The 15348-nt window shown below is 40.5% G+C and carries 14 protein-coding genes; 8 read left to right on the top strand and 6 right to left on the bottom strand.

Translation table 11 applies throughout. The features are described 5' to 3' along the window. Positions 1 to 108: 108 nt before the first annotated feature. Together ICL16_RS28835 and ICL16_RS28830 are read left to right on the top strand one after the other, a co-directional pair. The gene (locus ICL16_RS28835; RefSeq protein WP_190835175.1) at positions 109 to 483 is read left to right on the top strand and encodes a papain fold toxin domain-containing protein; all 375 of its coding nucleotides are present in this window, start codon (positions 109 to 111) and stop codon (positions 481 to 483) included. Between the two features lie 30 nt (positions 484 to 513). Beyond that, entirely contained in the window at positions 514 to 873 is a 360-nt protein-coding gene (locus ICL16_RS28830; RefSeq protein WP_190835016.1) for a hypothetical protein, read from the top strand. A 166-nt stretch (positions 874 to 1039) separates the two neighbouring features. Here the strand turns inward: ICL16_RS28830 and ICL16_RS28825 are convergent, their stop codons facing one another. Next, positions 1040 to 1204, bottom strand: coding sequence for a hypothetical protein (locus tag ICL16_RS28825; RefSeq protein ID WP_190835015.1), 165 nt, complete (start codon positions 1202 to 1204; stop codon positions 1040 to 1042). Positions 1205 to 1506: 302 nt separating this feature from the next. Between ICL16_RS28825 and ICL16_RS28820 the strand changes: the two genes are divergently transcribed. Next, positions 1507 to 2793: an amino acid permease gene (locus ICL16_RS28820; protein WP_190835014.1), complete on the top strand. Its 1287-nt coding sequence runs from the start codon at positions 1507 to 1509 to the stop codon at positions 2791 to 2793. Here ICL16_RS28820 and cbiD read toward each other — a convergent pair. The 4 genes from cbiD to ICL16_RS28800 all read right to left on the bottom strand — a co-directional run bounded on the left by cbiD (position 2749) and on the right by ICL16_RS28800 (position 7429). After that, positions 2749 to 3906 (bottom strand): cobalt-precorrin-5B (C(1))-methyltransferase CbiD, encoded by a 1158-nt coding sequence (cbiD, locus tag ICL16_RS28815; protein WP_190835013.1) that lies wholly within the window; start codon positions 3904 to 3906, stop codon positions 2749 to 2751. The genes ICL16_RS28820 and cbiD overlap by 45 nt on opposite strands. A 102-nt stretch (positions 3907 to 4008) precedes the next feature. Then, the gene (gene cydB, locus ICL16_RS28810; protein ID WP_190835012.1) at positions 4009 to 5022 is read right to left on the bottom strand and encodes a cytochrome d ubiquinol oxidase subunit II; all 1014 of its coding nucleotides are present in this window, start codon (positions 5020 to 5022) and stop codon (positions 4009 to 4011) included. 8 nt (positions 5023 to 5030) lie between these two features. Then, the gene (locus ICL16_RS28805; RefSeq protein WP_190835011.1) at positions 5031 to 6476 is read right to left on the bottom strand and encodes a cytochrome ubiquinol oxidase subunit I; all 1446 of its coding nucleotides are present in this window, start codon (positions 6474 to 6476) and stop codon (positions 5031 to 5033) included. 302 nt (positions 6477 to 6778) lie between these two features. Continuing rightward, positions 6779 to 7429 (bottom strand): hypothetical protein, encoded by a 651-nt coding sequence (locus tag ICL16_RS28800; RefSeq protein WP_190835010.1) that lies wholly within the window; start codon positions 7427 to 7429, stop codon positions 6779 to 6781. A 651-nt stretch (positions 7430 to 8080) separates the two neighbouring features. Between ICL16_RS28800 and ICL16_RS28795 the strand changes: the two genes are divergently transcribed. The 4 genes from ICL16_RS28795 (at position 8081) to ICL16_RS28780 (ending at position 11670) form a co-directional block, all read left to right on the top strand. After that, complete coding sequence (locus tag ICL16_RS28795) at positions 8081 to 9529, top strand: APC family permease (protein ID WP_190835009.1); 1449 nt, start codon at positions 8081 to 8083, stop codon at positions 9527 to 9529. A gap of 2 nt (positions 9530 to 9531) precedes the next feature. Beyond that, entirely contained in the window at positions 9532 to 10185 is a 654-nt protein-coding gene (locus tag ICL16_RS28790; protein ID WP_190835008.1) for a cadmium resistance transporter, read from the top strand. Positions 10186 to 10313: 128 nt separating this feature from the next. Continuing rightward, positions 10314 to 11147, top strand: coding sequence for a sulfite exporter TauE/SafE family protein (locus tag ICL16_RS28785; protein WP_190835007.1), 834 nt, complete (start codon positions 10314 to 10316; stop codon positions 11145 to 11147). A gap of 7 nt (positions 11148 to 11154) precedes the next feature. Then, entirely contained in the window at positions 11155 to 11670 is a 516-nt protein-coding gene (locus tag ICL16_RS28780; RefSeq protein ID WP_190835174.1) for a DUF1634 domain-containing protein, read from the top strand. Positions 11671 to 11728: 58 nt separating this feature from the next. On the opposite strand, the gene ICL16_RS46150 is transcribed toward ICL16_RS28780, so the two are convergent. Next, positions 11729 to 14014, bottom strand: coding sequence for a putative bifunctional diguanylate cyclase/phosphodiesterase (locus tag ICL16_RS46150; protein ID WP_238360999.1), 2286 nt, complete (start codon positions 14012 to 14014; stop codon positions 11729 to 11731). A 152-nt stretch (positions 14015 to 14166) separates the two neighbouring features. On the opposite strand from ICL16_RS46150, the gene ICL16_RS28770 reads away from it, so the two are divergent. Beyond that, complete coding sequence (locus tag ICL16_RS28770) at positions 14167 to 15246, top strand: glycosyltransferase family 61 protein (protein ID WP_190835006.1); 1080 nt, start codon at positions 14167 to 14169, stop codon at positions 15244 to 15246. The last annotated feature ends 102 nt before the right edge of the window (positions 15247 to 15348 follow it).

Genomic DNA, 15348 nt, shown 5'->3' with positions numbered 1-15348 from the left:
ACACTTGTTCACCATATGCATAACATTTGTTGATAAAAACTCAGAATAGCTTATAAATTGCTTATGGGATGCTCCCACTCTTCAAACTCAATTTAAAAATAATTTTTTATTAGTGAAGGAGGAAAAATTCGCTTCAATCAAATTAATGAAATTAGGGCGATTGCCCTTGCATACGACGTTGGTACTTGTTTACAATGTGCTACCCCTATTAAAGCTTATTTGAAGAGCCAAAAGCTTAAAGGCAGAAATATTCGAGTCGAAACTCTTTCACCACATGGATTGCAAGGAATTATCTACGATGATGGAACCAATCAACAGATTGCTACTAATGGTTTCCATGAAGGAATTGTTATTGAAATAGAAGGAGTAGAAAAAGTGTTTGATAATCTGTATCCTGAAGGAAAACCAATAGAACTATGGCTCCAAGATTTAGTTGTTATTCCCGGCAATCGCCTTAATTTCATGCTTGTAGAGCAGTTTTAGAGTAACAGCAAATCACAGAGGAGGTTTTGTATGGGAAGTTTTTCTGATCTCTTACCAGAAATCAAAAAAAGACCAACTCTCTATTTGAGTAGGTACTCAATTTTTGATTTTCAGTCATTTTATTACGGATACGATCTGGCTCGAAATCAACTTGGTTTACCCAAAGACGAGAAAAACCAAGAATTTGAAGAGTTTTTGTCTTGGGTGCGCTCAAGGTATAACATTCAAACTACTCAATCTTGGGCGAGTCTCATCCTCTTTCATTCTGTGGATGAAAGAGATGCTCTGGATCGGCTGTTTGATTTATGGGAAAATTTTCAGAATAGAGAAAAGAGTCAATCATCAATTGAGAGTGATTTTAATTACAACGGTCAAAAGGTAGAAGTTTAGCTACACTCACTTCATCCCAAGCCGGGTCACTCAAGTGACCCGGCTGAAAGCTCAAGTCCGTTGAAACGGACTAGATTCAGAAAATTGCTAGTCGGCTAAAGCCGACTTTAGCTATCAGCCTAAGAATTTATTCTTAGGCTGTATTAAAGCACCCAACAAAATGTAATTAAGATTTACGTTTTCGTGAATCCTCGTCTGGTGGTACTGGGTACTTGGTATGGGAAGGCGGGGGTTCAGGAAGTTTTAAACGATTTTCGCTTGCTACAGGCTGAACATCGTCAATAATTTCCTTAAGTCTGGTACAGATGGTAGTGGGACGGTTTCTGGTCATGGTAATGCACCTTGGTAGCCCTAGTTAATATCAAGCATAAGACCAATTACAGGTTGATAGTGACAGTATAATCACGATCGCCCTAATGTATTAACACCTGAAAACTATTACTCCTCGGCTTTGATCCTGTTTTCGCTCTTTTGCTTAGGTTTTTTATGATAGTCTTCGATAATAACATAAATATCAAAATATAGCTATATTCTCATAAACTCAATCATAAAGTTTTTGCTAGTATATATTTACATAAGTTAATATTGGTGGCAGTAAGTCCATACAAAGAGCAAGTATATAAGCATTAACCTATGAAGACTGTTCTCAAGCCGGATTCCCGATTGTTTTCTAACCTAGAGCTAGATGGTGATAAACTCAGTCATCAACCGGGTAGTGTGTTAGGAAGTACTGCGCTGATAGCAGGAACGACAGTTGGTGCTGGTATTCTTGCCCTACCTGCGGTAACGTTACCCTCTGGTGTTGTACCATCTACAGCTTTGCTAATTGCTGTTTGGCTGTACGCCTTAGTTTCAGCTTTATTACTAGTAGAAGTAACTTTAAATACAATGCGTTTTGGGGGAAGCTCAAGTAACGGTTTATTGGTAATGGTTGAAAGTACTCTATCTAAACCAATTGCCAGAATAACAGGTGGCGCGTATCTGTTTTACCACTACACCTTACTAGTAGCCTATATTGCACAAGGCGGAGAAATTCTCGGTTCGGCGGTAGAGAAAGTTGCGGGTGTGCAAAACGATTTACCTGTATGGGTAGGAACAACCACATTTACCCTCTTATTTGGCGGAATTATGTACCTTGGGCGCGAGAAGCTGGTGGAAAAACTCAACAGCGCCTTTGTAGCGATTGTAATTGTTTCTTTTATCGGGCTTTTGTTACTAGCAGGAACACACATTCATCCTTCCCAATTCTCGGTACAAAACTGGAGTGCGCTTCCTCCTGCTGTCTCAGTCATGTTTGTGGCGCTATTTTTCCACAATATTATTCCGGTTGTTACGGTTCAACTAGAAGGAGATGTGCGCAAAATTCGCTCTTCGATTATTATTGGTTCTGTAATTCCCTTAATCATGTTCTTGGCGTGGAACGCTGTGATTTTAGGTAGCGTCAGTCCTGATACAATTCAAGGAATTGGCGGTGCTGTTTTTGATCCTCTGCAAGCTCTCCGTAACGGTGGGGCAGGAGAATTGTTGGGTGTGCTTGTCTCTGTGTTTTCTGAATTTGCGATCGCCACTTCTTTCATCGGGTTTGTCTACGGCTTACTAGATTTCTTCAAAGATATTTCCCCAGCACCAAATCAACTTTCTCGTCGCCTACCCTTATTTTCTTTAATACTCTTCCCACCTCTAAGTCTTTCGACACTTAATCCTGGCATTTTTCTCACTGCCTTAGATTACGCTGGAACATTTAGTAGTTCAATTCTTGCTGGAATTATTCCGGCATTGATCTGTTGGAAGCAACGCCAACTATACTCAGGTAGGATAGAGCAAACGCTTGTCCCTGGTGGTAAGCTGACGCTTGTGGTGATGATTGGTGTGGCTTTAGCTGTGATAGGGAGACAGATTTGGTCTATGTGTGGAATGTAAAGTCAATAGTTCTGTTGCTTGCGAGTCTTGAGAGATGATCTCACCCTGGCGATCAAATAAAATAGTACCTACTTTGAGATACGCATTAGCATATTTTTGTACGTATGCTTGTGCTTTGTAACTAATCTTTTCACTTAGGTGACGAAAGACGGATTCTGCTAAACCAAGTTCACGTAATTTTTTCTGAGCAGCATCGGCAGTCTTTGCTTCTAAGACTGCTTGGACAGCTTGTATATTACCGCCAACGGCTACAACAGCAGCACTCATAATTTCTAATTTAGCATCTGCTATATGACTGGAAGTGTTAAAAATCCCACCAGCCAACTTAATCAGCTTGCCGTGGTATCCTAGCAACAGGACAGAATTTGCTCCTGTTAACCCAGCTTCTACAAGTAGAGCGCCTATCCAGTTTCCAGTTTGTGCGATCGCTTGTTTTGGTAAGCCTAATCGTTCAGCCACCTGCATCCCATTACTACCAATACAGAATACAATATCGGCACAAACTTTAACTTTATCTTGCAAAGATTGACGAAATTCTTCTAAATGCTCTGCTGCAGAGAGCGGTTGAGAAATACCACTAGTACCTAACAAAGCTAGCCCTTCCAATATACCAAAAGCTTCATTAGAAGTGCGTTGAGCAAGTTGACGACCTTCAGGTAAAATAATCGTTACTGTTGCAGTTAAATTTGTGGGAATCAGTGGTAATAAATTAGCATCAAACAGACGACGAGCATAACTATATATAGCTGATTCTCCAGACGCTGTTTTTCCTAACCCCTCTCCTGCTACTAAAATTAATGGTGGTTGCGCTCCTCGCTCAGACAACTTTACCCAAGCCCAAATTGGCGTATTGCGGGTTAAATCTAAGTTATCACCAGGATCGCTGAGTGTAATAGCTAAGGCACTATGACTATCTAAAATAGCCACCTGAGAAATCGGAATCTCTGCTACTTCAGGAAGGAGATCGATTTGTGTTGATAATGCTTGCTCCCCTAGAGCGCAAGCTCCTTGCCGCCCTTCATAAGGGGGGTTGGGGGGTGTACACAAATGCATCAAAGCAGCCTTAGCCGCAGCGACGGCAAAAACTGGTAGAGTGTAGCCTGTACGAGCCATATGAATGTTATGCTGGTGTGGCGGTGTCGCAAGAAAAGGAGGCGGAGCCTCAAAGTAGGCATTCCCAGTCAGAGACTGGGAACGAGGTAGGTACGAGGTACATTAACCGCCGTAATGTCCACCAGTAACTTTACCCCGGAAAACAATATATTGGTAGAGGTTGTAGAATAGCATCACGGGGATGAGGAAGCCAATGAAGATAATCATAATTACCAATGAACTGGGATCGGCTGCAGCTTCGTAAATGGTAATTTGAGTGGGAATGATGTAGGGAAAGACGATCAATCCTAACCCTAAAAATGTCAGCACAAAAAGTAGTATTGTCCAGACGAAAGGCGCTCTTTCTTCTTTACGATTGAGGCTTTGCAACAATTGCCATATTAGCAAGACTCCAAGTATGGGAATTGTCGCAAAGATATAAACTAGGGGCTGTTGAAACAAACGCGCTCTGGCACTTTCGTAAAATATCGGTGTCGATACTGTGATGAAAATTGCGCCAATTAATGTTGTCCAAGCGGCAAGTTTAGCAGTTTTATAGTGAGTTGCTTGTAATTCGCCTGTGGTTTTCCAAACTAGATAAGTTGAACCAATCAGGACGTATGCTTGAATTAATGTCAATGCTACTAATACTGATTGCCAACTCAACCAATCCCACGATGTGCCGATAAAGTGTCCCGTTTTATCTACAGAGATACCTTTTAGCACAGCGCCAAGTGCAAATCCTTGCCCCAAGGCGGCAACGAAACTTCCTGCACCAAAGGCAAAGTTCCAAAATAGTTTTCGGTTTGCGAGTTCGCGAAACTCAAAAGCTACTCCTCTAAATATGAACCCGAAGATCATTGTGAGAATGGGGATGTACAAGGCACTGAGGATGGTACTATAAGCTAGGGGAAATGCACCAAAAAGACCTCCTCCCATGAGTACTAACCAGGTTTCGTTGGCATCCCAAATGTTGCTCAAGCTGGTCATTAGTATACCCCGACGTTCATCATCTGAGGAGGTGAGTGACAGGATACCTACTCCTAAGTCAAATCCATCTAGCATGACGTAGAGGAAGAGAAACAAAGCCAAAATGACAAACCATACCTGGGGTAAGAAATATTCTAAAGTCTCCATACAGTCTCCTATTGTTGAGCTTCTACTGGACGTTCATCTGGAATAAACTGTCCAGGAGTGGTGTCTACTGCTGGTTGACTTGGTTCAACACCTGGAATGGGTAAGTTGAGATTTGGTCCTTTACGGATAATTCTGCTACCAAAGTATAATGCAGCAATGAATAAAAGTGTGTAAACTACGGCAAAACTTGTGAGTGAAACTAATACATTGCTGGCAGGGATGTGAGATGCTCCATCAACTGTGCGAATCTGTCCATACAATACCCAAGGTTGCCTTCCGACACAACGCACTATCCAGCCTGATTCTACTGCTATGTATCCTAGCGGTGCGGCAAAGATCCAACCAAGCATTAACAAGCGTTGTTGGCTAATGTTTTCTTCTCTGAGCTTACCGCGTAACCATTGAAGTACGCTGAGGAGCATCAACCCGGCAAAGAAGAAGCCTATCCCAATCATAATCCGGAAAGCGTAGTAAATTAAACCTACTAACCGAGGACGATCTTCTGGTTTCCACTCTTTTAATCCGTGTACTGGTTCTGAGAGGTTCTTTTTGAATTCGAGAATATAACCTAATGCATTGGGGATCGTGATTTCCCAGTCGTTTTTCTGCGCTTTTTCGTTGGGTAATGCAAGTAAACTCCAATCTGCTGGTTGCCCTGCAGGTGTGGATTCCCATTGCGCTTCCATTGCGGCTAGTTTTGAAGGTTGATAGTGATATACTTGTTCACCGCTTAAGTGACCAATATATATTTGTAGGGGTGCAACTGCGATCGCTGCTGCTAAAACAATCTTTAATGATTTAGCAAAGAAAGCTGGATGGCGGTTATTGAGGATGTACCAAGCACTAATTCCACCAATCACAAATAAAGATGTTTCCAATGTAGCGAAAAACATGTGGAGAACACTGTTTGCCATGAAAGGGTTGAGGATGGCTTGAAAGTAATCGTGAACAACAAATTTGCCATTGACTAATTCCCCTCCTGCGGGGGTTTGCATCCAGGAATTTGCTGTCAAAATCCACAGGGTTGATAGGTTTGCACCTACAGCCACCAAGATTGTGGACATATAGTGAATGGCTGGATTCACTCTCTCCCAGCCAAACAACATAATTCCCAAGAAAGCAGCTTCGAGCATAAACGCCCAAGAAGCTTCAAAACCAATGACGCTACCAAAAAAGTTGCCTACAGCTTCCGAAAAAGGTGCCCAATTTGTGCCAAATTGAAACTCCATTGGGATACCTGTTGCTACACCAATCCCAAAATTTAACACGTAGAATTTAGACCAAAAGCGGGCATGAAGATAGTAATCTTGATTGCGAGTTTTCAGCCACACTCCCTCGACAATAACTAAATATATTCCCATACCCGTGGTGAGAACGGGCCAAAGTATATGGAATATTGCGGTGAGTGCAAACTGCATCCGCGATAGTGCCACTGTGTTTGAGAGAAAATCCATCTTTCTGTTTTGTATAAGAATTTTAGTGCAAGATTTGCTCTTTAATTCTTAAGCAAATATTAACTATACCCTTGTTTCTGTAAGAAAGTTTTAAGCTCTGTACTAAGTAGTTCAACAGAAGAGGCAATTATAACAATTTTTCTTATAGTTGCCACACATCTTTACCCCCCTTATTAAGGGGGGGCTTGGGGGGGTGGGCAAGAAGGGAGCGTTTATAGTCAGCTTGTGGAGAAATGGTATGACTACAAGTAAAAATAAGCCCCCTTATTAAGGGGGTTGGGGGTAAATATGAAAGCTAAAATTTATGCCTTGTTGGTTGGCGCATTGGTTACTCTTGCATCAACAACATCCTGCGACACATTAGGAATAAACCATTTAACTTCACCGGGTTTGAGGACTTTAGTTCCGGCGCTATTAAATTCTATTGCGCCCGTATCTGGATTTGTTTTGAGGACTAATTTTGTTCCGTTCAGAACTTTGATGACAACACCACCAGTCAATTCTTGATTTTGTCCGTTGGAGTTTAAAGCGATCGTCACATCAGTGGGCAGGTATACTCCTTTACAATCCCATTGATTTTTTGTCGTCTTACCATTAGCTAAAAAATAGAGTGTGGCACCGTTAGAGTAATCATCATCGTCTAAATCTGGTTCTGGACCATAAACCGCTAAAGTTTTACCTGTCTGATTGGTGCATTGTCCCCAGTATATACCTGACTCGAAAGCATATTTTTGAAATTCTAATTCACTTATTCTCTGTTCGATTTGCTCTGGCGTATAACCTTCAATTTCACTTTGGCTATCTTTGACTTTTTGCAAAGAAACTAGTTCTTTAGTCAACGCTTTGTAATCAGGATTTTTACTAAACTTTGGTGCGTCTGCTAATGAAGGTTGGGCAAATACTAAATTTACCAGCAACAGCACCACTATGGAAATATATTTGCAAGCTTTCATTTTATCTGTCTCCAATTTGACAAAATGCAGCTTATGACTATTTAACAAAGTTGTCAACAATGTATCTAGTGTTAAAGCTGAGTTTCTATTAACTATCCCTTTGTATTGAGAAGCAATATTTACCATAACACCTCTGGTGCTGTTATGCAATTTCTCTCACAAATTTTATTTTCCAAACACTTTACTTAATGGCTGTATATCCTCATAATCAAGGTAGCATAACGGTTTTAGCAGTAATTAGCTTTTAATCTTGATATTTCCGCTCTGCTTTTCGGGTATTGTTTTTAACTTTTTTTTAAGTTATCAATTCTTGATATTTTTCAACTTTTAATACCCATTATTCCGATGAGTTTAGGGGAAAATAAAGTTATTAAGAAAGGATTAAGAAAAACTTGATACTAATACTTGATTATGGAAGATACATGAGTTACTATGAATCTGTCTTCACCAAACAAATTTGACTGGAGCGCTGCTAAAAAATAGATAAATATTTACTGTTAACAGTCAAAAGTCCCAACAATTTAGAAATGTTTACCACGATGAAAGCAAAATAGAACAGTTAAAACAGAAAAAATTAAACTCAAAATTCAGTTAATAATTATCCACACATTTAATAACATAAGGGTCATCTCGCACTTCACAAACTGCCAAATGAAAAAGAAAGTAGAATCGCATCAAAGTGTTCACGGTTTGAAGCCTGAGTGTCTTTCGTTCGCAGAAGTTCTAGCGCAATCGTTTGCCGTAATCGCACCGACAACCATACCAGCATCGAACATTGGTTTAATCGTTGCTCTGTCTGGTAACGGTACTTGGCTATCGTTTCTCATTGGAGGAATAGGATTGGTTTTTGTGAGCATCAATATTAATCAGTTTGCCAGTCGCTCAGCTTCTCCGGGTTCATTGTACTCCTACATTGTTAAGGGTTTAGGTCCGGTGGCAGGTGTTATCGGTGGTTGGAGTTTAGTGCTGGCTTATTTATTCACAGGTATGTCAGTACTGTGCGGTTTCGCCAACTTCAGTGGGATGATGCTAGGTCATATGGGAATACATCCGGATAGTATTACACTATTGGCGATCGGTGCGGGAATTTCCTGGTATGCAGCATATAAAGATATTCAGCTTAGTGCTGTGGCAATGCTGTGGATGGAAGGCATCTCGTTGATGCTGATTGCAATTTTGTGCGGGATTATTTGGGCGCATAAAGGTTTTGCCTTAGATATGTCTCAACTTAGTTTGCAAGGTGTCAACTTAGGGAATATCGCCACAGGATTGGTATTGGTGATGTTTGGCTTCTCTGGGTTTGAAAGTGCCACTTCTTTAGGTGATGAAGCAAAACACCCTTTAAAAACGATCCCCCTAGCTGTGATGGGTAGTGCGATTCTCGCGGGGATTTTCTTTGTTAGCACCACATATGTAGAGATGCTGGGTTTCGCGGGTACGGGAGTGTCGATTACTAAAACTGAGGAACCGTTGAGTTTCTTGTCACAACAGGTGGGAATGGGTTTCTTAGGTGAAGCCATTGCTTTGTGTGCGCTATTGAGTTTCTTTGCTTGTGTGTTGGGCTGTATTAATCCGGCTGCGAGAGTGTTCTTTACGATGGCGCAGCACGGGTTGTTTCACTCCAAGTTGGGCAAAGCACACTCTGCAAATAAAACACCCCACATTGCCGTGACAATGTGTTCGCTCATTATCTTTCTCATCCCAGCAGTGATGTCGATGTTTCACATCAAACTGTATGAGAGTATGGGTTATTTGGGGGCAATTTGTAGCTACGGCTTTTTAACTATGTACATCTTGATTTCCATTGCCGCACCTCTATATCTATATAGAATCAGACAAATGCGTAGAGTGGATGTGGTGTTTTCAGTTGTGGCGATCGCATTTATGATGATTCCGATTGTTGGTAGCGTCGGTATTCCTGGTAGTAGTATGTTCCCTGTACCTGAAGCTCCTTATAATGTATTTCCCTACCTATTTTTAGGGTATCTAGTTGTCACCTGTGGCTGGTTTATGATGCAACGGCGTTCTCCAAGAGTGATGCACCAAATGCGGCAGGGAGTTGAAGAGATTCACGCTCGATTCAGTGAGGAAAAGTTATAGACATGAGTGGATTAGTGACGACAATTGCTTCAGGGATAGTTGCTTTTAGTGCAACCAATATTGATGATATTGTGATCCTGACGTTATTTTTCTCTCAAGTGAATGCGGCATTTCGTCGTTGGCATATAATAGTAGGGCAGTACTTGGGATTTACAGCATTAGTCATTGCTAGTCTTCCCGGTTTCTTTGGAGGTTTTATTTTACCACGACCTTGGATTGGACTATTGGGTTTAGTGCCAATCGCGATTGGGATCAAGTGCTTGTTGAATCGTGAAGATGATACCCAGCAAGTAGAGGAAGATACACAACCATCTCAAAACTCGTTACTCGCCAAATTTCTCAATATACAGACTTACAGTGTAGCAGTGGTTACTTTTGCTAATGGTAGTGACAACATTAGTATTTACGTTCCGTTGTTTGCTAGTAGTACCTGGGAGAGCCTGGTAGTAATTTTAGGGGTATTCTTTACACTCGTGGGAGTTTTGTGCTTCGTTGCATATAAATTAACTCATCAAAGAGCAATTGCGGAAATTATGATTAGCCACGGTAATAACCTCGTACCTTTTGTTTTAATGGGATTAGGTGCTTTGATTGTGGTTGAGAGTGGTACATTGACGTTAATTTCTTTAGTTAATGACGAATTGCCTTTTTTGTAACCATTGACGCTTGTAAAGACGCGATATATCGCGTCTCTACAGCAAAATATAACGGTAATAATAGTATTAAAACATACAAATTTTAGCGAATTATTTTTATATACATAAATAAAAAGAGGAATAAAAGTTTGAGTATCTTAGAATTTTCTTTACTAGTGTGGATTGGCTCGTTTACCGCAGGCTTAGTAGGAGCGTTGACTGGTTTAGGCGGTGGGGTAGTAATTGTCCCTTTGTTAACCTCAGTATTTGGAGTTGATATTCGCTACGCCGTTGGTGCTTCTTTAGTGTCGGTAATTGCTACTTCCTTAGGCGCGGCATCTACATATATAAAAAAAGGCTATACTAATTTACGCTTGGGAATGTTTTTAGAAGTAGCGACAACAATAGGAGCATTAATTGGCGCTTTAATTGCTACTTTTATTTCAGTTCAAGCCTTAACTATCGTCCTTGCAGTTGTCCTACTTTATTCAGCATACCTTTCACAACAACCCAAACTCGAAAATCCTGAAAATGAATCACCTGATGTGCTATCAACTTATCTAAAACTTGATAGCACTTATCCAACCCCTGATGGAGTGATTTCTTACCAAGTTCATTCTCTTCCTTTGGGATTTTGCGTGATGTTATTAGCTGGAGTAATATCTGGATTGCTAGGTATTGGTTCGGGAGCGTTTAAAGTATTAGCAATGGATCAAGTTATGCGTATCCCTTTCAAAGTTTCTACTACCACTAGCAATTTTATGATTGGTGTAACAGCCGCAGCGTCAGCAGGAGTATACCTAGCGCGGGGGTATATCGATCCTGGTTTATCAATGCCTGTGATGTTGGGAGTATTGCCAGGAGCTTTTTTAGGTGCAAAAATTCTTGTAGGTGCTAAGACGCAAGTACTCAGAATTATCTTCAGTTTTGTGCTAGTGGTAATGGCTCTGAAGATGGTCTATAACAGCTTATCAGGGGGATGATAAAATGATGGAAAAATTAAGTTTTGGTTTTCCGTGGTTTTCACAAGTAAGTAGACTACTATTACAGCAAGAAGAACCAGATTGTGATGTTGAACAGTTAGCTCAACGGCGCGTAAATAACGAGGCTGATGCTAATAGTAATCTGAAAACATTGAGTGAACAACAATTTGAGCAGTTGCTGAGCAATCTACTTAAATACGGTGTTTTGATTGCTAGTAGTGTAGTTTTAGTGGGAGGCATACTCTATTTGCTTCGACATGGTAGTGAACCTGTGGACTATGGGTTTTTCCAAGGAGTACCATCCAAGTTATGTTCTCCAACAGGTGTGGTAACAGCAGCTTTATCAGGAAGTTACAGTGGTATTATTCAACTTGGATTACTCCTGTTAGTTGCTACTCCCATAGTTCGTGTTGTCATCTCCCTATTGGTTTTTCTCAAGCAAAGAGAATATATTTTCTCTGCTATCTCTTTGTTTGTACTGACTGCTCTCATTTACAGTCTTGTCGCTGGCGCTTATTATTAGTAAGATACCCGACTTCTTAAAGAAGTCGGGTATCTTAGAGGGGAGCTTGTTGATGCATTTACCACTGAGGATTTGCCACAATTAAAGCCTCAGCCGACTGACTGGGCAAAGGTGGAGAAAAAAAGTATCCCTGCCCATATTGGCATTTCAAATTTCTTATTTGTGCAAGTTGTTGTGCTGTTTCTATTCCTTCTGCTGTCACATCCACACGAAGTTTTTGACTCAGGGTGATGATGGTTTCGGTAATTTGTTTGCCTTGCTCAGTATTTATCTTTCTCACAAAAGAGCGATCAATTTTCAACTCATCAATGGGAAAGCTGTGCAGGCGACTTAATGATGAGTAGCCTGTACCAAAATCATCAATCGCTAACCGAATACCTAAGGCTTTTAGTTGCGTAAGCTTGGTAGTAGCAGACTGCTCCATCATCACTTTTTCAGTAATTTCTAACTTTAAATGGTTTGCATCGAAGCTTGTTTCTTGAATAATTTGGCTAATTTGTTCGACTAAATTCGGTTGAATAAACTGTTTGTGACAAACATTGACACTGATTGATAAGGGTACGCTCTGAATTTGTTGCCAATGCTGCATTTGGCGTATAGACTCACCCATTACCCATTTATCAATACAGCAAATTAGTTCCGTTTCTTCGGCTATGGGGATAAATTTAGTTGGAGAAACCAAACCACGTTGTGGATGCTGCCACCGCAGCAGAGACTCAAACCCAATAATTCTACCAGTTTCTAAGGACACAATCGGCTGGTAGTACATGAGAAACTCTTGACGTTCAATCGCTCGGCGCAAATCTGTTTCCATCTGCAACCGTACTACCGCTTTTTGATGCATCCTCGTGTTAAAAATTTCATAGCGTGCTGGGGCTTGATTCTTGGCTCGGTACATGGCGATATCAGCATCACGCAACATGTCTTCTGGCTGACTATAACCTGTGGCACTTAGGGCGATGCCGATACTTACTGTAATAAATACTTCTTGTTCATTTAAATTGAAGGGCAACCTTAGTTCTGTCTGTATCCGCTCGGCAATACCTATTGTGTCGCTAACATCCGAAAGATTTTCCAGTAAGATGATAAACTCGTCTCCGCCAAAACGCGCAATTGTATCCACTGGGCGCAAGCAAGCTTTCAGTCTACCTACAATGGCAATTAGTAACTGATCGCCAACTAAATGCCCCATGCTATCATTAATTACTTTGAACCGATCCAAGTCAAGAAAGAGTACAGCGAACACAGAATCGCTTCTGCTTGAATCAAAAGCTCTGTGTAAACGTTCTATGAACAAATATCGATTAGGTAAACCTGTTAGTTTATCATGAGCAGCATTGTAAGCCAACTGTTTGTTAGAATCCCGTAACGATTTCTCTACTTGCATACGATAGGTGGCGATCGCACCTAAAATCAAGCCGGTTTGCGAAATCGCCATTAAGCCAAACTGCAAAGCCAAAAAATGAGAGAAACCTAATTCTGTACGCACCAAGAATGCAACACAAACGTTGATTAACAAAACTGTCACCGCCGCTCTTTCAAACCCGTGCCGCAAAGCGCTCCACAACAGTGGTAAAAAAGTGAAATAGGTATAGTCTAGACGCTCACTTCGCGGCACACCGTACCCAACCCAAATCCCCATACCCAGTGCAACGCCCTCTGCCACCAACTCCGGAATTTCTTGGCGTGTGGGTAAGCGCAGATTTTCCTCCGGCACAGGCTGCTCTTCACTCTGCCACCAAATGCGGGGCAGCAAACGAAACAAAATTAGCAAAACTGGAGCTAGCATTGCGATGCCAGTAGCGTCTCCCGCCCAGTAATGCAGTGTATACGTGCCTATCTTAGACCAAGGGATAATTCCACTCCAAGCAAAGTTTACCACTTGCAGCACAGCGACGATTAATGGTACGGTAAATACGGCAACAATGTTAAACCACACTACATCGCGCAACTGACGCAAGCGGGGGTTGATGCGCAGCTTGAATAGTAGCAGGGCGCTAGCTCCTGCGTAGCCTGCCGTTGTAATAAGATTGAAGATTAGCAATGTCACCAAATTGAGGTGGCGCTGAGTTACTATATATTGATGTACGAACGTGTTAAGCCACAGCCCTAAAGTGTAGCGGATACCAAACACAAACAAGAGGACGAAATCTAGTGCTGACGGTGGATACCAAATTTGAATCTCCGGCGTCGTTTCAAACGCAGTTGATACTTTATCTAGTATCCCCCAGGCAATGAGGTAGATTGTAATCACCAGCACGTAGCGCACAGGTGGTGGGATGTGGTGCAGCCACCGTAAAAGTGTCCTGGATATGTCAGACTCACCGTCATTTTGCATTGCCATATTGGCATATTGTCATCATACCTTTGTCGAGAAAGTTTAACATTTTGGCGATCGCTTTGTTCCATAGGTGACTAATTTTTTTGCATTAAGATTCTTTTATAATAATTTCATCTATCTAAAGTGTTATACTTGTTAAGCTTGAGGATAAGGCGATGAAACTTTTAGACGCATCTGTTAGTTACAGAAAATTGCCAGTAAATTTAATTGATAATGACTTATTTTTGTTTGCAGATGAACTAAAAAAATCAACAGAGGAAACCAGATTATTAACATTGCGGAATGTCAGGATAAGTCCTGAAGGATTAATATTTAAAGATTTCAATATTTTCAAAGAGTCCTATAGCAAGGATTATATTTATTCTTTTTCACTGGATATTCTTAAAAAAGACATAAAATCTTTACTCAAGAACTATTTTTTGAGAAAAAGTATTACGTTGCAAGAAGATGATTATCTTTGGATTACTGATGAGCAGAGCTATAACTATTTTCATTGGCTATTAGATGTTGTACCGAGACTTGTTGCTGCACTCAAGAAAATAGAGAAGCCTAAAATAATATTACCCTATCATTACAAAAATATTAGGTTTATGGCAGAGTCCTTGGAGGCTTTTCCTCTTTCTAACCTAATATTTATGTCTCAGAATGTAGTGTATAACTTAAATAAGTTAATCATCCCGACTCATATTGCTTCATCAGGCGATTATAACGATAGATTAGTTAAGCAAGTTAGAGAAATTTATAGAAATTACTATTGTGATAAACTAAATGTATCTTTAGGAGATAAGATATATATAAGTAGAGCTAAAGCTAGAATGAGAAAAATTATTAATGAAGAGGAATTGATAGCTTTATTAAAGCAACATGGTTTTGAAATAATCATAGCTGAAAATTATTCATTTGCTGAGCAAGTCAGTATTGCTTTTCATGCAAAATATTTAATTTCAAGTCATGGAGCAGGATTGACAAATATGTTATTTATGGAAGCAGGTAGTTCGGTTTTGGAACTGCGTAAAGCAGGAGATAAATATAATAACTGCTATTTCTCTCTCGCATCTGCATTAGACCTAAAATATTATTACCAAAAATGTAAATCGGAATTAGGTAATTATATAATGCCAAAAGATTCCAATCCGATGATGGAAGAATGGGCGCTATTTCATAATGCTGATATAGTTGTCAATGTTGAAGATTTCAAAGCCAATATTGACCGGATGTTAGGTGAGTCAATTTGAATCACTATGATAGGCGATGCCCTCCCAAATAGTTTTGTCAATACTCAAAAATTACATCTATCCACAGGTAGATATTTATATAATTAGCTCTTTTATTTTCCA

The sequence above is a fragment of the Iningainema tapete BLCC-T55 genome, assembly GCF_014698965.1.
In the GTDB taxonomy this organism is placed as follows: domain Bacteria; phylum Cyanobacteriota; class Cyanobacteriia; order Cyanobacteriales; family Nostocaceae; genus Iningainema; species Iningainema tapete.
Note: the sequence above shows the minus strand (reverse complement) of the source record. Positions and strands in the feature narration are given on the sequence as shown.